The organism is Stenotrophomonas sp. GD04145 (genome assembly GCF_029835135.1).
GTDB classification, from domain to species: domain Bacteria; phylum Pseudomonadota; class Gammaproteobacteria; order Xanthomonadales; family Xanthomonadaceae; genus Stenotrophomonas; species Stenotrophomonas maltophilia_P.
The window spans coordinates 20,877-39,258 of record NZ_JAODZG010000017.1 but is presented as its reverse complement, the minus strand read 5'-3'; the positions used below and the strand labels follow the sequence as shown (position 1 = coordinate 39,258).

The 18,382-nt window shown below is 66.7% G+C and carries 14 protein-coding genes; 8 read left to right on the top strand and 6 right to left on the bottom strand.

Translation table 11 applies throughout. The features are described 5' to 3' along the window. The first annotated feature begins 5 nt into the window (after positions 1 to 5). The 4 genes from N7367_RS10810 (at position 6) to N7367_RS10795 (ending at position 5,793) form a co-directional block, all read left to right on the top strand. A complete protein-coding gene (locus N7367_RS10810) occupies positions 6 to 1,175 on the top strand; it encodes a porin (protein WP_053517412.1) in 1,170 nt (389 codons plus the stop codon). A gap of 68 nt (positions 1,176 to 1,243) precedes the next feature. Continuing rightward, positions 1,244 to 3,889 carry a PAS-domain containing protein gene (locus N7367_RS10805; RefSeq protein WP_279942373.1) on the top strand — a complete coding sequence of 882 codons (2,646 nt, stop codon included), beginning with the start codon at positions 1,244 to 1,246 and terminating at the stop codon, positions 3,887 to 3,889. A 539-nt stretch (positions 3,890 to 4,428) separates the two neighbouring features. Further along, positions 4,429 to 5,091: a hypothetical protein gene (locus tag N7367_RS10800; RefSeq protein WP_279942372.1), complete on the top strand. Its 663-nt coding sequence runs from the start codon at positions 4,429 to 4,431 to the stop codon at positions 5,089 to 5,091. Between the two features lie 63 nt (positions 5,092 to 5,154). Next, complete coding sequence (locus N7367_RS10795) at positions 5,155 to 5,793, top strand: GlcNAc-transferase family protein (protein ID WP_279942371.1); 639 nt, start codon at positions 5,155 to 5,157, stop codon at positions 5,791 to 5,793. A 57-nt stretch (positions 5,794 to 5,850) separates the two neighbouring features. Here the strand turns inward: N7367_RS10795 and N7367_RS10790 are convergent, their stop codons facing one another. The 4 genes from N7367_RS10790 to N7367_RS10775 are packed head-to-tail and all read right to left on the bottom strand — an operon-like array spanning position 5,851 to position 9,693. After that, on the bottom strand, positions 5,851 to 6,507 hold the full coding sequence (locus N7367_RS10790) for a response regulator transcription factor (RefSeq protein WP_074899758.1): 657 nt from the start codon (positions 6,505 to 6,507) through the stop codon (positions 5,851 to 5,853). Between the two features lie 60 nt (positions 6,508 to 6,567). After that, on the bottom strand, positions 6,568 to 7,623 hold the full coding sequence (locus N7367_RS10785) for an ABC transporter substrate-binding protein (protein WP_279942370.1): 1,056 nt from the start codon (positions 7,621 to 7,623) through the stop codon (positions 6,568 to 6,570). Beyond that, positions 7,620 to 9,011, bottom strand: a complete 1,392-nt coding sequence (locus N7367_RS10780) for a sensor histidine kinase (RefSeq protein ID WP_065181726.1) — start codon at positions 9,009 to 9,011, stop codon at positions 7,620 to 7,622. Before N7367_RS10780 ends, N7367_RS10785 begins: the two co-directional genes overlap by 4 nt. Next, positions 9,004 to 9,693 (bottom strand): response regulator transcription factor, encoded by a 690-nt coding sequence (locus N7367_RS10775; RefSeq protein WP_053517418.1) that lies wholly within the window; start codon positions 9,691 to 9,693, stop codon positions 9,004 to 9,006. Before N7367_RS10775 ends, N7367_RS10780 begins: the two co-directional genes overlap by 8 nt. Before the next feature lie 288 nt (positions 9,694 to 9,981). Between N7367_RS10775 and N7367_RS10770 the strand changes: the two genes are divergently transcribed. From N7367_RS10770 to N7367_RS10755, 4 genes are all read left to right on the top strand, one after another. Then, a complete protein-coding gene (locus tag N7367_RS10770) occupies positions 9,982 to 11,121 on the top strand; it encodes a porin (RefSeq protein WP_065175123.1) in 1,140 nt (379 codons plus the stop codon). Between the two features lie 61 nt (positions 11,122 to 11,182). Further along, positions 11,183 to 12,511 carry a CitMHS family transporter gene (locus N7367_RS10765; RefSeq protein WP_053517450.1) on the top strand — a complete coding sequence of 443 codons (1,329 nt, stop codon included), beginning with the start codon at positions 11,183 to 11,185 and terminating at the stop codon, positions 12,509 to 12,511. Between the two features lie 25 nt (positions 12,512 to 12,536). Continuing rightward, positions 12,537 to 13,277 carry an acetoacetyl-CoA reductase gene (gene phbB, locus N7367_RS10760; protein ID WP_053517420.1) on the top strand — a complete coding sequence of 247 codons (741 nt, stop codon included), beginning with the start codon at positions 12,537 to 12,539 and terminating at the stop codon, positions 13,275 to 13,277. A 140-nt stretch (positions 13,278 to 13,417) separates the two neighbouring features. Then, the gene (locus N7367_RS10755) at positions 13,418 to 15,700 is read left to right on the top strand and encodes a TonB-dependent receptor (protein ID WP_279942369.1); all 2,283 of its coding nucleotides are present in this window, start codon (positions 13,418 to 13,420) and stop codon (positions 15,698 to 15,700) included. An 81-nt stretch (positions 15,701 to 15,781) separates the two neighbouring features. On the opposite strand, the gene N7367_RS10750 is transcribed toward N7367_RS10755, so the two are convergent. Together N7367_RS10750 and rsgA are read right to left on the bottom strand one after the other, a co-directional pair. After that, complete coding sequence (locus N7367_RS10750; protein WP_065175125.1) at positions 15,782 to 17,035, bottom strand: flavohemoglobin expression-modulating QEGLA motif protein; 1,254 nt, start codon at positions 17,033 to 17,035, stop codon at positions 15,782 to 15,784. 124 nt (positions 17,036 to 17,159) lie between these two features. After that, a complete protein-coding gene (gene rsgA, locus N7367_RS10745) occupies positions 17,160 to 18,269 on the bottom strand; it encodes a ribosome small subunit-dependent GTPase A (protein ID WP_065175126.1) in 1,110 nt (369 codons plus the stop codon). Between the last annotated feature and the right edge of the window lie 113 nt (positions 18,270 to 18,382).

Below are 18,382 nucleotides of genomic sequence, written 5' to 3'. Positions count from 1 at the left end.
CCAACATGCGCCCCATTCCCACCCTGCTGGCCCTGTCGCTGGCCGCCCTGCCCGCCTTCGCGTCCGCTGCTGATTTCGACAACTGGCCGACCAAGTACGCGTTCGGCGACGGCACCGAGCTGGCGGCCACCGCCAACATCGCCTACGACTACAACGATTTCTCCTCCGGCAGTGGCCTGGACGATGACGATGCCGTGCGCCGCAAGGAATTCGGCGCCACGCTGAAGAAGAAGGGCGTGTACGACGCGATGGTGTACTACGACTTCCAGGCCGACACCTGGCTGGACGTGTTCCTGCGCCTGGAGAGCAAGGCCTTCGTGGGCCGCGACATCGGCCGCTTCCGCTTCGGCTACATGAAGACGCCGGTCGGCCTGGATGCCAACACCTCCTCGCGCGCCGGTAGCTTCCTGGAGACAGCGCTGCCGGTGCAGGCGTTCTACGCCGGCCGCCGCACCGGTGTGGAATGGGTGCTGGAGCGCCCGCAGTACCTGCTGCAGGCCGGTGCCTACGGCGGCAAGGACCTGCAGGGCGACAACCCCGGCACCACGCAGGCGGTACGTGCGGTGTGGACGCCGGTGAAGGCGCCTGGCGATGTGATCCACCTGGGCCTGGCCTACTCGCAGGAAAACCCGCGCGGCTACCGCGATGGCCGTGACGTCCATCACGAGGCCAGCGCACGGTTGCGCGCGCGCCCGGAAGCCGGCCTGACCGACATCCGCTACGTGGATTCCGGCGCGCTGGTGACCGCCGACCAGATCCGCCGCACCGGCCTGGAAGGCATCTGGATCCGTGGCCCCTTCTCGCTGCAGGCCGAAGCGCTGCAGGCCACTGTCACCCGCAACGACGGCAAGCCCGACTACACCGGCCACGGCCAGTACGCGATGGCCAGCTGGGTGCTGACCGGCGAGTCCCGTCCGTACAACGCCGGCGCCGTGGCCAACATCAAGCCCGCCCACGACTACGGCGCGGTCGAGCTGGTGGCACGCTACAGCCGCCTGGATCTGGACGACGGCAGCATCCTGGGGGGGCGTCAGCACGACCTGACCCTGGGCGCGAACTGGTACCTGACCAGCCATTTCAAGTTCCAGGCCAACTACGTCAAGGTCGATGCCAGCCGCCGCGGTGTGCACAGCACCCCGGAGATCTTCGAACTGCGCGCACAGATGCACTTCTGATCCGCGCCACGGTGCGGAATCCGGCGGGCATGCACGTCATGCCCGCCCTCACTGCGTAGACTGCCGCCATGTACTGGCTCGGCCGCCACAGGATGCTGCTGCTGACCCTCCTCGCGCTGGCCGGAGGCACCGTGCTGTGCGCGATCGCGGCGGGCCACTACGCGTGGCGCAGCGCCCTGGCTGCCGAGAGCACGCAGGTCCAGCGCCAGCTGCAGCTGTACGGCCAGGGCCTGCAGCAGCGTATCGACCGCTTCGGCACCCTGCCGCAGGTGATGGCACTGGACCCGGACCTGCTGCGCGTACTGCGCACGCCGCCCTCGCCCGCCGAGCGCCAGCAGCTGAACCTGAAACTGCAGCGCGCCAACCAGGTCACCCGAACCTCCACCCTGACCCTGGTCGGCCGCGATGGCGTCGCGGTCGCGGCCAGCAACTGGGACCAGCCGACCACCAACGTCGGCGAGGACTACAGCTACCGGCCCTACTACCAGCAGGCCCTGGCCCACGGCCGCGGCCGCTTCTACGGCATCGGCATGACCACCGGCGTGCCCGGCTATTTCATGTCCGAGGCGATCGTCGACGACCGCGGCCAGCGCATCGGCGTGATCGTGATCAAGATCGAGCTGTCGGCGCTGGAACAGGAGTGGCTGAACAGCCCGGACGTGGTGCTGGCCAGCGACAACCATGACGTGGTGTTCCTGTCCAACCGCGATGCCTGGCGCTACCGCCTGCTGCGGCCGCTGGGCGCGGACGAGCGCCGCGAGATGCTTGATGCCCGCCAGTATGCCGACCGCTCGTTGCAGCCCCTGCGGGTGCGTACCGAGGATGTGCTGGCCGATGGTGGCCGCATGGTGCGCCTGCTCGACCCGGTGCTGCCGCAGGCGATGCTGTGGCAGAGCCTGGCGCTGCCCGACGAACACTGGAACCTGCATCTGCTGCACGATGCCAGTGCCGCCACCAGCGCCGGACGCGGTGCCGCCCTGGCCGGCGCCGCTGCGTGGCTGGCGCTGGGGTTCCTGCTGCTGTTCGTGCAGCAGCGCCGACGCCTGGCCCGGCACCGCCAGCGCAGCCGCAGCGAACTGGAAACCCTGCTCAAGCAGCATGCACAGGAACTGCGCACCGCCCAGGACGGATTGCTGCAGGCTGCCACCGATGCCGACAGCGGCCTGAGCCGCAGCCTGGAGCACCTGCCGCAGGGCGTGGTGATCATTGATCGCGAACAGCGCCTGGTCGCCTGGAATTCGCGCTATCTGGAACTGTTCCGCTTCCCGCCGGGGCTGGTCCGTGTCGGCCGGCCCATCGAAGAGCTGTTCCGCTACAACGCACGCCGCGGCCTGCTCGGGCCGGGGCCGATCGACGAGGCCATCGAGCGTCGCCTGAACCACCTGCGCAGTGGCCGCCCGCACATGCGCGAGAGCGAAAAGGACGATGGCACCGTTCTGGAGATCCGTGGCAATCCGCTGCCTGATGGCGGCTTCGTCACCAGCTACGCCGACATCACCAGCTACAAGAACGCTGCACGCGAACTGCGGTCACTGGCCGATGCGCTGGAACACCGCGTGGCCGAGCGCACCCATGACCTCGACGAGGCCCGCCGCGAAGCCGAACAGGCCAACCGCTACAAGACCCGTTTCGTCGCATCCGCGGTGCACGACCTGCTGCAACCGTTGAACGCCGCGCGCATGTTCGTCTCCGTGCTGCGCGGCAAGCTGACCGACCCGGCGCAGCAGCAGACCACCGACCACATCGATGCCGCACTGGCCGCGCAGGATGCCATCCTCAACAGCCTGCTCGACATCGCGCGACTGGAGTCAGGCAGCCTGCCCACGCGCGTGCATGCGTTCCGGCTGGGCCCGCTGCTGCAGACGCTGGCACGCGAGTTCGGCATCGCCGCGCAGACACGCGGGCTGGTCGTGGACTGGGTGGATACCCGCGCGGTGGTGGTCAGCGACGAAGCACTGCTGCGCCGCATCCTGCAGAATTTCCTGTCCAACGCACTGCGCTACAGCGAGCGTGGCCGGGTGCTGCTCGGCTGCCGCCGGCGCGGAGACCAGTTGTGGATTGAAGTGCATGACCAGGGCCCCGGCATTCCTGATGCGCTGCAGGGTGAAATCTTCGAGGAATTCCGCCGCCTGCACGATGGTCACCAGCGCGGCGCCGGCCTGGGCTTGGCGATCGTCGACCGTATCGGCCGCCTGCTTGGCCATCCGATCCGCCTGCGCTCGCAGCTGGGGCGAGGCAGCGTGTTCGCAGTGGGCGTACCTCTTGGCGATGCCAGCGCGATTCCCGCCGTTGCGCAGGCACCGGCGCTGGCACAGGAACCGGCGGCGGACAATCCGCTGCGCGGCCGCCGCGTGTGGGTGATCGATGATGATCCGCATGTCTGCGCAGCCAGCCGTGCCCTGTTGGAGCGCTGGGGATGCGAGGTGGTCCTGGCCGATGGCCCCCAGGCCGCGCTGCAGCTGGCCGGCGTGGAATCCGTGCCGGAACTGGTGCTGCTGGACGTTCGCATGGGCGACCATCACGGGCCGGTACTGTACGAAGTGCTGGCCGAGCACTGGCAGGCACGGCCGCCGGTGGTGCTGGTGACCGCCGAGCGCGACGCAGGACTGCGCGAAATGGCGGCCGAACGTGGCTGGGGCATGATGGCCAAGCCGGTGAAGCCGCCGGCGCTGCGGGCGCTGATGACACAATTGCTGCTGCGACACCGCGGGTAGCGCGGTTCTGCCACGCAGGGCACCGCTGCACCACTCCCCGAGTAGCATCGTACTCCGCAGATTCCGCTCGCTTTGCGCAAGCCATTGTTCGCGCGATACCGGCCGAGCGGGAAAGCCCAGCATGCCCCTCAGATGGGTATGGATGCGCAGTACACGGAAAAATGCGGAGTGAAGACAGGTAGTTTCCCGACTGACATGCGCCGCAGAACGGAGGACCATCTCGTGACCTGGCCGATCGGGCGACCACACTCAGCGCAATGGATGGACAAACGTCATCCTGGCAGCGTCGTTCTGGCAGCAGGCCTGGCAATGACAGACAGCGAAGCGCGTGCAGAAAGCGAAACGATCTTCAACGGCGTCAGGTATCGCTGCACAAACAGCTGTGTCGTCACTGTCGGCACGGCCGGAAACTGGAGAGTCACCGACTGCTGCGGCGGAAGAGTGAAGACTGTGTTTCAGACAACTCGTCCGCCGGACTGCAACGGTCCCTTCGATTGCCCTCTGGATTGACTGCCGCGACCCACGACCGAGGATCCACCGTGCGCTTCCCTGACATATCCCGCTCAATCATGCCGTTCGCTCATCTGGCCACTGCAATGCTGCTTTGCTTTTCCTGTGCAGGGTGCACCGACGACAGAACCTCAGACCCCAACGCCAGTCATCGAAATGCGGCGGCGGGACCGGAGCTCAATCAAGACGGATCAAATGCTGCCAGCACAGAACCGCCAACCAAGCGGCCGACAACAGACATTCCGGCGGCGACCATCCAGCACGCAGCATCATCACCCGGGCATCTGCGTTCAGAATCCATGCTCATGTTCGAGCATGGCATCTCAGGCCAGGCTGCTGAAGACCTCCTGCACTCCAGCAGAAGCATGTCAGATGCGATGGATCGCATGGACAAGGACGCTGCGTCCATCCCCGAAGCGCAGGATCTGACCAGGCACTATCGGTCATCACTCACGCGCGCAATGGGTCAGGAGGCTGTATTGGAGCAGCTGTCATGCGGCCTGACCATCTGCCTCGGCATCGCCCGGGCCCGAAGCAACGCCGAGCATGAAGCCTGGGGCCGCAGGTTCGCATCGGATGCGTCCTCACCCACCTACAGCTACGCCGAAGCTTCTGAGCATCTTGGCTCGAGCTACCAGAACAGATTCATCTTCTCCACCGATCCTGCAGCGAACTCTATCGGCGGAAACTGATGGATCAATCAGACTGAAGCATCCCGTTGCATCAGGCCACAGACAGCCCCCTCTCCGAAGAATGTGAAGAAGACAATCTTCGTGCAGATACCGAGCTATCGAGACCCCCAGCGGGTACCCACGCTGAAGGACATGATAGAAAACGCCACCTCGCCATCCCGGTTGCGCATTGTTGTCTGCTGGCAACATGGAGCAGAGCAGGGTATTCAGTTCTTCGAATCAGCTGGATTCGACCTGATCGATACAACAAGCGAAGAAGGCACAACGGTCCACCGCCTTCAGAGGCATGGGGCCAGCATCGAGTTGATCGACATAGATTACGTCCACGCCAAGGGATGCGGCTGGGCCAGAAACATGGCGCAGCAGCGCTATCGGGGTGAGGACTACAATCTTCAGATCGACTCACACCACCGCTTTTCAAGCGATTGGGACGCCAAGATGATGAGTCTGCTCGAGCTTCTGAAAGCGCGCTCACCAAAACCACTTCTGACAGGATACCCCCCTAGCTTCGATCCTGGCACCTACCCCAGGGGACGTCAGGAATTCTCCGCCGCAATGATCTTCGACGCGTTCTCATCAACTGCCGTAGTCAGATTGCGATCTGCCCCCCTTCCGCCCCCGGCCCATGGTGACATCGCATTCGGAGCGAAATTCCTCGCCGGCCAGCGCACCGACAGATCATCAGCTTTCAATTTTCGTTGAAGAGGTTCTTGCCTGACTGCAGCAGACGAAGCATAGCCGTCTGGATGCCTGCCTCCATCAGCCATTCAGTCCTGTCCGCGCATCACCTTCCGGCTCAAGCGCCTTCACCAGCACCGCGGCCTGCGTGCGGCTGTGGCATTCGAGCTTCTTCAGGATCGCGGTGACATGCACCTTCACCGTGTTTTCGGCCAACCCCAGCGTGTAGGCAATCTGCTTGTTGAGCAGGCCATCGGCCAGGCACAGCAGCACCCGGAACTGCTGCGGTGTCAGCTGCGCCAGGCGGCTGGCCAGCAGTGCATCGGCCTCAGAACGCTCGGCCGCCATCGCCGGGAACCACAGGCCACCCTCCAGCACCGCCGTCACCGCCTCGCCAATGGTCTCGGCGGGCGCCGACTTCGGGATGAAACCGGCTGCGCCGAACTGCTGCGCGCGCCGGATCACCCGTGGATGATCGTTGGACGACAGGATCACCACCGGAATGTCCGGATGCGAGCCACGCACGTGCAGCAGCGCGGAGAAACCGTGGGCACCGGGCATGGTCAGGTCGAGCAGCACCAGGTCCACGTCAGGATGCGCATCCAGCGCCTCGGCGAGCGCTTCGGCACTGGCCACCTCGCGCACCTGGGCAAGCGGCAGGCTCTGCCGCAATGACTGCACCACCGCCGAACGCAGCAACGGGTGGTCATCGGCGATCAGGATGGTGTATTCGCTCATGCGGCCATTGTACGGGCAGCGCACTGCATCCGCCGGGCATGGCCCGGCGCTACCAGGGCATCAGCGCCCCGCCGGCTCCACGCTGCTGCGCCAGGCATCGAGGAACTGGCGCCGCTTGAGCGCGTCCAGGTAGACCAGCAGTCCCGGCCCGAGCTGGATCGGGCGCCGGCTGCGACCGGGCGCATCATCGCGCCGGGCATCGCTGCGCACGATCGGCATCAGCCGCGCCTCGCGCGACAGCACCTGCTGGCCACGCGGCGACAGCAGGTAATCGAGGAAACGCCGCGCCTCCTCCGGATGCGGACCGGTGCGCGGGATCACGGCCGTGCGCAGCACCACCAGCGTGTAGTCCTCCGGCTCGATGATGGCCAGTGGCGCACCGGCATCGATGCGCGCCTGCGCGTACGAGCCGAGCACGTTGTAGACCAGCGACAGCTGGCCGCTGGCAACCTTGTCCAGCAGCACCCCGGTGCGCTCCTCGCGAACCACCTCGTTGTCGCCGAGCGCCCCGAGCAGCGCACCGGCAATGCTGCCACGCTGCGCATCCTGCGTGGCCAGCAGGTAACCCACGCTGCTGCGTTCGATGTCGTAGGTGCCCACCCGTCTGCGCAGGGGCGCGCCTTCCGCGCGCAGCAGGTCCAGCAGCTGCCGGCGTGTATGCGGCACCTTGGCAGCAGGCAAAGTGCGCGTGTTGTGGACCATCACCACCGGCTCGTAGCTGATCCCGAATGCCTCGCCCCGCCACTGTGCCCAGGCCGGCAGCGCCGCGGTCTGCGCCGAGCGGTGTGGCAGGGCATGACCGTCATTGACCAGCTTGGTCTGCAGGTCCATGCCGCTGGAGATCAGCAGATCCGGCGACGCAGGGCTGGTGCGGTCCTGCAGGTAACGCGCGTACAGATCCTGGGTGATGATGTCCTCGTACACCACTTCCGTGCCGGGATGCAGCCGCTGGTAGTCGGCGATCACCACGGCGAACACCTCGATGTCGGTGGTGCCGTGGATGCGCAGCTGGGCAGTGGCGCTCTCACGTGCGGGGAAACGGCGCACATCGCCGGGTGCAGCCTGCGCAGGCAGAGCCAGCAGCAGCGCGATGACGGCGGCAAACAGGCGGATCATGGGTTGCTCCGGGGCAGGCGGATGGTGGCGATCAGCCCCCCCTGCGGGCGGTTGCTGAGGTCGATATGGCCTGCATGGCTGTCGATCACGCGTTTGACGATGGCCAGCCCCAGGCCGGCGCCACCGGATGGCACGCCTTCGCCACGGGCGAATCGCTCGAACACCCGTTCGGCGTCGGCCGCGGCGATGCCCGGGCCGTGGTCGGCAATGGTCAGCACCGCCTGGCCGCCCTCGACCGTCAGTGCAATCTGCAGCGGGCCATCGCCGCCATACTTCAACGCATTGTCCACCAGGTTCTTGATCGCCTCGCGCAGCAGCAGCGCATCACCGTGCACATGCACCTGCTCGGAAGTGACGGCCAGCTGCACGCGGGGCGCGGGACCGGCCTGCGGCAACGCATCGTGCAATGCCTGGTGCACGGTTTCTGCCAGATCCACCGGCGCGAACCGCTGCAGATGCGAACGGTGGATCACGCTGGCATCGCTGAGCAGCTGGTTGAGCAGCCGGCTCATGTGCGTGGCATTGCGCTCGATGGCCTGCAGGCTGCGCCGCATGTCCTGCGGGTCGTCATCATCCAGCGCCAGCTGCGCCTGCGCGCGCAGGGCGGCCAGCGGGGTACGCATCTGGTGCGCGGCTTCCGCCATGAACGCGCGCAGGGTCTCGTTGCTGCTCGACAGCCGCTCCATGAAGCGGTTCAGCGCCGCCACCATCTGGTCCATCTCACGGGGCACACGTGCATCCAGCGGCTTCAGGTCCGACGGTTCACGGCGCGAGAGTTCGCGTTCCACCCTCACCAGTGGCCGGAATGCACGGTGTACACCGAAGGCGACCAGCGCCAGCAGCAGACCGGACAGCACACCGATCGCCAGCAGCGACCGGTTGACCATGTCCTGCGCCACCGCCTCGCGCGCGCGCCGGGTCTGGCCGACCTGCACCAGCACCTCCCCCTGCGCGGACGCAGCAGCGAAGCTGCGGCCCACCACCACGAAGCGCACGGTCTCACCGCTGTAGCGCGCATCGAAGAACTGCGGTTGGCTCCCCGGCCGCCGGGGTGGCACCGGCAGGTCGCCGTAGCCAGTGATCAGCGTGCCGCGACTGTCCGCGACGCGGTAGAACACCCGGTCCTCCGGCGCCATCGCCAGCAGGTCGAGCGCCGCGTACGGCAGGTCGACCTGCCATTGGCCATCGGCCAGCGCCACCGAATCCGCGATGGACAGTGCAGAGGACGCCAGCAGGTGATCGTAGGAGCGATTGGCCGCACGCTGGCCGTAGTCGCGTGCGGCAAACAGCAGGGCGACTGCGAACACCGCCAGCAGCGCACCCAGATACAGCAGCAGGGTCCGCCGCAGCGAACCCGGCGCGGCCGCTGCCGGGCGCGCGTCAGCCATCGCTGTCCACGCCTTCGTCGCGGGCCTCGAGCAGGTAGCCGACGCCGCGCACGGTCGTGATGCGCAGCGGCGCGTCGGCGAGCTTCCTGCGCAGGCGGCCGACATAGAGCTCGATCGCGTTCGGCCCGGCCTCGTCGTCGAAGCCGAACAGGCCGTTGCCGATCTCATCCTTGCCGACCACGTGGCCCAACCGGCCGACCAGGATTTCCAGCAGACGGTACTCGCGGTTGGGCAGCTCGATGGGCTCGCCATCCAGGGTGACCCGATGCGCGGCATTGTCGAACTGGAAGCCGCCCACCTGCACCACCTCACTGGCCTGGCCGCGGGCCCGCCGCAGCAGCACGCGGCAACGCGCCTCGAACTCGCGGAAGTCGAAGGGCTTGCCGAGATAATCATCGGCACCCACGTCCAGCGCCTGCACGCGGTCCTCGATGCCGTCGCGCGCGGTCAGCATCAGCACCGGCGTGCTGTCGCCGCGCTCGCGCATGCCGGCCAGCACGCGTAGCCCATCAAGCTTGGGCAGGCCGATATCCAGCACCACCAGATCAAAACTCTGGTAGCGCAGCACGCTTGCGGCGGCCAGGCCATCGGCCTGCCAATCCACCGCGTGCCCACTGCGGCGCATGCGACGGATGATCGCATCGGCCAGATCCGGGTTGTCTTCAACCAGCAGCAGGCGCATGGGGACAAGCGTGGGAGGGGAAGCGAATGCTACCGCATGCCGCCCGGCCTGCCCGCCGGGCGTGGACCGGCGCTACCGGGCAGCCTGCACGGGGGTAGCGCCGGGCCATGCCCGGCGAGCGCAGCGGCCGCTTTTACGCTGCAACGCACAAACCGCTGACAGGCGGATGACAGCTTGCGCGACCCAGACTGCGGCCGCGCACCATCCGGTGCCCACGATTGCCGCGCGCCTGGCGCGCACCTGGGAGGGTTTGTGGAATTCACGTTTGCCTGGCCGCGTTCCGCCGCCATGATGGCCCTGGCTGCGTTGGCCGCGCCGGCCTTTGCCGCTGATGACGAGCGGCCGGTCACCGCCACGCTGGGCGGTCGCCTGCACCTGGACTTCGCCACGTTCGACAATGACAACCGCGGTACGCCGAACAAGGATGACACCGAGATCCGCCGCGCCTGGCTGGATGTCTCGGGCAGGTTCTTCGTGGTTGACTACAAGATGGAAGCCGACTTCTCCGGCGACCGTGTGGAAGCCAAGGACGTCTACCTGGCACGCAGCTTCGGCAAGGCCGGCAAGCTGACGGTCGGCCAGTTCAAGCAGTACTTCTCGCTGGATGACCGCACCAGCTCCAACTACGGCAGCTTCCTGGAGCGCGGCAATGCCGGTACCACGCTGGCGCCGCTGTACCGGCTGGGTGCCTCGTGGCAGGCCAATCCGGGTGACTTCACCTGGGCCGCCAGCGTCTACAGCCTGGAGAGCATCGATGCCTGGCAGGTGAAGGGGCGCGCCGCCGGCGGCCGCGTGACCTGGGCGCCCTCGCCCAGCGACGGCGATGTACTGCACCTGGGCCTGTCGCTGGCCCGTGAGGCGTACGACAACCCTGGCGCCAACGGTGTGCCGGCACTGCGCATCCGCCCGCGCCCCGCCGGCCATCTGTCCGATGAGAGCCGCCTGACCTTGGTCGATTTCTCCGCAGGCCGCGATACCGACGTCAACAAGTGGTCACTGGAGTACGCCCAGGTCCGCGGCCCGTTGTCATGGCAGGGCGAGTTCAGCGGTGCGACCTTCGATGACGGCGCCCAGCGCGGCGACGTCATGGCCGGCTACGGCATGCTCAGCTGGTTCGTTACCGGCGAGAGCCGCGCCTACGACCGCAAGACCGGCCGCTTCGCCAGGGTGAAGGACATCCGTCACAAGGCCGGTGCCTTTGAAGTCGCGCTGCGCTACGACCGGATGTGGGGCGCGCAGCACCTCGACGGCGCTCCCGACCTGCGCCGCGGCAGTACCGAAGCCTGGACGCTCGGCGGCAACTGGTACCTGCGCGACAACCTGCGATTCATGCTCAACGTCATCGAAAGCCGCAACCGTGACCGCCTGGCCGGGATCACGGTGGACCGCACGCGCGCCGTGACCGGCCGCCTGCAGTACGACTTCTGAGCCTCTTCCGCGCCCGCCCCTCCCTTTCCCACGTCCTGTTTTCTCAAGGAGTCCGCAGATGATGCTGAGCATCCTCGGCTTTGGCATGGTCATTACATTCATGTACTTGATCATGAGCAAGCGGCTGTCACCGCTGGTGGCCCTGATCACCATCCCGATCCTGTTCGCGCTGATCGGTGGCTTTGGCGCCGGCATCGACGAAATGATGCTGGAAGGCATCAAGAAGATCGCGCCGACGGGCGTGATGCTGATGTTCGCCATCCTCTACTTCGGCGTGATGATCGACGCGGGACTGTTCGATCCGCTGGTGCGGGTGATCCTGCGCTTCGTCAAGGGCGATCCGATGAAGATCGTGCTCGGCACCGCCGTGCTGGCGATGCTGATCTCGCTCGATGGCGATGGCTCGACCACGTACATGATCACGGTCTCGGCAATGCTGCCGCTGTATCAGCGGCTGGGCATGAACGCGCTGAACATGACCTGCGTGACCATCCTCGCCGGTGGCGTGATGAACCTGACTCCGTGGGGCGGCCCGACCGCACGCGCCGCCACCGCACTGCACGTTGATCCTGCTGATGTGTTCGTGCCGCTGATCCCGTCGATGGTGATCGCCTGCGCGGGCGTGCTGCTGCTGGCGTGGTACCTGGGTCTGAAGGAACGCCGCCGGCTGGGCGTGGTGACGCTGCCCAAGGGCGGCAGCTGGATGGACAGCAGCGTGTCCGACGACAGCAATGCGCTGCCGACGGTCGAGGATGCCGAGGACATCAAGCGACCCAAGCTGCTGTGGGTGAACCTGGTGCTGACCCTGGTCCTGATGACCGCGCTGATCGTCGGCGTGCTGCCGATGCCGGTGCTGTTCATGGTCGGCTTCGCCATTGCCCTGGTGATCAACTACCCGAACCTGGCTGAGCAGCGCCGTCGCGTGGTCAACCACGCCGGCAACGTGCTGTCGGTGGTGTCGCTGATCTTCGCGGCGGGCATCTTCACCGGCATCCTCAACAACACCGGCATGGTCGAGGCGATGTCGCACAGCTTCCTGGCGGTGATTCCGGATTCGTGGGGCCCCTATCTGGCGGTGATCACTGCCGTGGCCTCGATGCCGTTCACCTTCTTCATGTCCAACGACGCGTTCTACTTCGGCGTGTTGCCGATCCTGTCCGAAGCCGCTGGCAACTACGGCATCACGCCGGTGGAAATGGCCCGCGCCTCGCTGGCCGGCCAGCCGGTGCATCTGCTCAGCCCACTGGTGCCCTCCACCTACCTGCTGGTGGGCCTGGCCAAGGTCGAGTTCGCCGACCACCAGAAATTCACCCTGAAGTGGGCCATCGCCATCTCGCTGCTGTTGATGGTCGGCAGCCTGCTGTTCGGCCTGTATCCCCTCGCCGCCTGATCCCGTTACCAAGGAGCGTTCCGCAATGACTCTTCGCATCGCTTACGTCACCAGCGGCATGGGCAGTGTCGGCACTGCCATCTGCCAGAGCCTGGCCCGCGCCGGCCATACCGTTGTTGCCGGCTGTGCGCCGAACTCGCCGCGGAAGGCCAACTGGCTGCGCGAGCAGCGCGAGCAGGGCTTTGACTTCATCGCCTCCGAGGGCAATGCCACCGACTGGGCCTCGACCAGCGCCGCCTTCGCCAAAGTGCGCGCGGAAGTGGGAGAAGTGGACGTGCTGGTCAACAACTCCGGCGGCAGCCGCGACCTGCTGTTCCGGCAGATGACGGTGGAGGACTGGAACGCGGTGATCGCCTCCAACCTCAACGCGCTCTTCAACCTGACCAAGCAGGTGGTCGATGGCATGGCCACGCGGGGCTGGGGACGCATCATCAACATCGGTTCGGTCAGCGCCCACAAGGGGCAGATCGGCCAGGTGAACTACGCCACCGCCAAGGCCGCCATGCATGGCTTCAGCCGGGCGCTTGCCGCCGAAGTAGCGTCACGCGGAGTGACGGTCAACACGCTCTCGCCGGGCTACATCGCCAGCCAGGCCATCAGCAGTTTCCCCCCGGATGTCCTGGACCGCCTGGCCGCATCGGTGCCGGTACGGCGCCTGGGCCGTCCGGAAGAAGTCGCCGGCCTGTGCGCCTGGCTGGCCTCGGACGAGGCGTCGTATGTGACCGGCGCCGATTATCCGGTCAATGGTGGGCTGTACATGGGCTAATGAGCCGCCCTGGGTGCGCCGCCATCGCGGCGGCGCGTACCCGCATGGGTGTTCCGTAAAGAAGCTTTCATGTTCCGTTCGCATAGTGGGGCGGCATCGCGCACGCACGCCGGTGCCCATCCCCCATGCAACGGACCACCATGCAGACTCGACACCTGACGATCGCCGTAGCGATCGCGCTTTCCGCCGCTGCCAGCGCCTCCGCCGCCGATACCGACGCCGACGCCGCGCCCAGCGCGCAGACGCTGGATACCGTCTCGGTGATCGGCCAGGGCGAGACCCGTCAGGTGCAGCGCATCACCAGCGTCGACAAGCAGGTGCTCCCGCCAGGCACCAGCGGCCAGAAGATCCTCGATCGGCTGCCGGGCGTCTCGGTGCAGTCCAACGATGCGTTCGGCGCCAATGAGGAGTCGCAGACCATCAGCCTGCGCGGATTCGACAAGAGCCGGCTGGGCTATACCCTCGATGGCATTCCGCTGGGCGACAACAGCTACGGCAACTACAACGGCCTGAGCATCGCCCGTGCGCTGATCGCCGAAAACCTGGCCGGCGCCGAGCTGTCGCAGGGCATCGGTTCACTCGGCGTGGCCTCGACCAGCAATCTCGGCGGCACCATCCAGTACTTCTCGTCCGATCCGTCCACCGAGTTCGGCGGCCGTGCCAGCGTCACCGTCGGCGACGACAATCAACGCCGTGGTTACCTGCGCGTGGATACGGGCGACCTCAACGGCTTCTCTGCGTATGTCTCCGGCGTTCACCAGGACCAGGACATGTGGGCCGCGCCGCATCAGAACCAGACCACCCGCCAGTTCAATGCCAAGGCCGTGTGGAACGTGGGCGACCATCGCTTTGGCGCGTTCGTGGCGACCTCGCGTGCCAGCCAGGCCAACTACGCCTACCTGTCCAAGGACATGCTGGCCCGGGGCCTGGGCTGGGACTGGAACATCTATGCGCCGGACTGGAACCGCGCGGTGGCCGCCGCCTACTGCGCGCCGGCTACGCGTGATCCGGCGCGATGTGCCTACAGCGGCGGCGTGACCAGCATCGACGATGCGTACTACCAGAGCCGTGCGCTGCGCGATGACAACCTGTACTCGATCGATGCCGACCTTCGCCTGGGCGAGCAGGGCCGCCTGAAACTGCTGGCCTACCACCATGACAACCGCGGCCAGGGTCACTGGTGGGCGCCGGGCCAGCCGTCCTACCCCGGCACCGACCGGATGCTGCCGATCTCCATCCGCAGCACCAACTACACGATCAACCGCGACGGCGTGACCGCAGCGCTGTCATGGACGGCCGGCATCCACGAGCTGGAAGCCGGCCTGTGGTACGAGCAGAACGACCACAACGTGTCGCGCAATTTCTACTACATCAGCGGTCCGTTCCTGGACGACCTGTACCTGAAGAATCCGGACCGCCTGCTGTTCAACCAGGACTACGACATCCGCACGCAGCAGTTCTACGTGCAGGACCGCCTGCGCTTCCTCGACCAGCGCCTGACCGTTGATGTCGGCATCAAGAGCCCGAACACCCGCATGCGTGCCACGGCCCGCCCGGGCGTGGAAACCCGCCTGGCGTCCGGCACGCTGACGGCCAAGGAGTCGGTGCTGCCGCAGCTGGGCGTGGGCTTCAAGCTCAACGCCAACAACGAGCTGTTCGCCTCGTACGCCGAGAACATCGCCGCCTTCGTCGGTGGTGGCAGTGGCGGCCCGTTGCAGGTGGCACCGGAATCGTTCGCTGCCAGCGCCGACCTGGAACCGGAAAAGTCGAAGAGCCTGGAGGCCGGTTTCCGCACGTTCGGCGAGAAGTACCAGGCCTCGATCGCCGCCTACAACGTCACGTTCGACAACCGCCTGCTGTCACTGAACCCGTGCTCCAGCATCGAAGTGGGCACCCGACCGGAGTGCGTGACACGCTTCATCAACGTCGGCTCGGTGAAGAGCCACGGCGCGGAACTGACCTTCATCCTCAAGCCGGTCGATGGCCTGCAGTGGTACAACGCGCTGTCCTGGAACAAGACCACCTACGAAGATGACTACATCTCCGGCGGCGCGGTGGTGCCGGTGGCCGGCAAGATCACGGTGGACACGCCGCAGCGCATGGCCTCCAGCGAAATCAGCTGGAACCGCGATGGCTTCTTCGCCAGCCTGCGTGCCAAGTACACCGGCAAGCGTTATTACACCTACACCAACGATCAGTCGGTGCCGGGCGTGACCACCTTCGATGCGGGTGCCGGCTATGACTTCGGCCCTGGGCTGGGACTGCGCAACGTGCGGGTCTCGTTGAACGCGACCAATCTGACCAACAAGCGCTACGCCGGCCAGCTGAGCTCGTTCGCGCCGACCGACCCGGAAGGCAAGCGCTACGCGATCCACGCCAGCGCACCGCGGCAGGTGTTCATGACGGTGGCGGCAGAGTTCTAAGTCAGAAGCGGGCGCTGCGGCACATCGAGTGTTCCTGCATGGCGCGGGCAGGCAGGCCCATGCAGGATCCGCCAACGCATGTCACTCCGGCGCCAGCTGGTCCATCCGTATCCGGTTGGCAAACAGGGAAAACGCCAGCATGCCGGCCAGGCCATTGGCCCGGCTGACCCAGTGCGGCAGCCAGCGTGGTGGCTTCAACACCCCGGCCTGGAACAACGGCGCGAACGCGATGGCGTCCTGCAGGCTCATCTTGCCCGCGAACAGCCACCGGCAGACCTGCAGGCGATCCTCGGCCAGCATGTGGCGGAAGAAGGTGTGCACCGATACCAGCCCGCGCAGGTACACGGTGTCCTTGGTGAAGGCCAACCCGCCGCCGGGGGGCACCCCGCGAAACACGCGCTGGGCCGATGCGAAGCTCTCTTCCGGGTTCTGCCCGGCATCGCAGAAGTAGCGGAACACCTCGATGAAGTCGGCGCCCTCGCGGGCCATCGCGATGGCTTCGGTACGCAGGCTGATCCGCTTCAGGCGCTCGATGTCGATGCTGCCGGTGATCTGCTCGGCAAACGTGGCCAACCCTTCCTGGGTAGCCGTCACCCGCGGTGAGGACAAGGCCAGGCTGGGCAGCACCGGTTGCTCCCGGCCATTCAACGCGGTCAGCGAATGCACCAGCGCTTCGTGATGGAACAGCTGTGCACGATCGTAGGCGCTGAAGCGCGCACTGGTACGCAGGCGGATCCGCGTCGGTCCGGCGGCCGCCTTGGACACCAGTTCCGGGTCCAGCTGCACCTGGATGATCCGCGATTCGAAGAAGGCATCCAGATCGTTCTGCAACTGCAATTGCAGCGCGATCGCAGACACCGGCACCTGTTCTTCCGGCGCCAGCAGTTCATGGTCCAGCTCGGCCGCGATCTGGATGAAATGGCGCGCTGCATCGCGCGTGCTCGGGCCATTGCCCGGCAAGGGCTGTTCGGGGGCGCCGAACAGCTGCACCGAACAGGTGTCCACCGCTGCGGTACCCAGGCCCTCCAGCAGGCGTGCGGCCAGGTCCCAGCTGTGCGCGGACTGCTGCACGTAGTGACCCAAGGGATGCCCCGCGTCGCAGTCGGCGGCGATGGCTGCCAAGGTGCGGCGTTCCTCGCTGAAATCCAGCTTCGGGTAGTCCACCTTCGGCAACTGCGGCTGCCCGCGCGCAACGCTGTCCAGGAACGGTGCCTGCACCGTCGCCGGCCAGCTGGTCAGGCCCAGCAGGCGGATGCCACCCACGGCCTCGACCAGCCGCGCATCGAGCGCCGCATGGTGGGCCACCTCGCGATCCAGCACGGCGGTCGTTTCCATGCGTGGACTATAGCGCCCTGCCCGGCCGTGCGCTGTCCACCGCGGGCCCCGGCATCAGCGGGGGCGTTACCCCAGCAACCCGGGATGAATCTCCATGCAGCCGCGCCCGTGGCCGGCTGCCTCATCAACGACGTCGCGGCTTTCCTGCCGGACGGAACTGCTGGCCCTTGCCTTTCCTGCCACCACGTTCCTGCGCGGTCTCGGCCTGGCGCACGGCCAGCTTGGCGGCCGCAGCCGCCACTTCTTCCTTCAACTTGAAGTAGTTCAGCAGCCGGCTTTCCTCGATCTCACCCGCGTCGATGGCCGCCCGTACCGCACAACCGGGCTCCTGGTGATGCGAGCAGTCGCGGAAGCGGCACTGTTCGGCCAGTGCTTCGATATCGGCGAAGCCCCCTTCGGCCAGCGTCTCCTCGCCGGTCGGCTTGAGCTCGCGCATGCCGGGCGTGTCGATCAGGCAGGCACCGGTCGGCAACGGCATCAGCGCACGATGGGTGGTGGTATGACGCCCGCGTGAGTCGTTGGCGCGCACCGCATTGGTCTTCATCCGCTGCTCGCCAAGCAGCGTGTTGGTCAGCGTGGATTTGCCGGCGCCGGAGGAGCCCACCAGCACCACGGTGCGGCCCGGCCCCAACCATGGCTGCAGCACAGCCACGCTGCCAGCATCCAGGCCATTGATGGCATGCAGGGCGATCCCCTGCATTTCCAGTTCTTCCAGCACCGCCAGCGCATCTTCGCTGTATTCGGTCTGGTCGGCCTTGGTCAGCACCACCACCGGTTCGGCACCGCCGCCGCCCACCAGCAGCAGGTAGCGCTCGATACGGCGTGGATTGAAGTCCGCATCCAGCCCGCAGACGATGAACACCGTATCGATGTTGGCCGCGATCACCTGCTGGTGATAATGCTCGCCGGCGGCACCGCGCTTGATCGCGGTGCGACGTGGCAGCAGCGCCACGATGCGGATGCCGTCGAGCAGCACCCAGTCGCCGACCGCCGGCCGCTCATGGCTGGGAAAGCGTGGCCGCTGCCATTCCGGCAGTGATTCGGCCTTGATCGCAGCGTCCGGGGCGTCGGCCACGACATAGTGCGTACGGTGCTGCTCGATCACCCGGGCCGGGCGGGCCTGCGGGTGCTCGGCCATCATGGCCTGCCAGTCGGCCTGCTGCGCCGGGCCCGGCCAGGGCCAGCCGATGGTCTGCAGGGCGGTGAAATCGGGGGTCTGGGTCATCGCCTCCATTCTACCCGTGCCAACGCCGCTCCAGCCCAGCAGCGGCGGGCCCTGGGGGGCCTTGCCATGCAGTGCAGCAATTCCGCTACCATGGAACCTCCATGCCATCCGACGGCTCACCG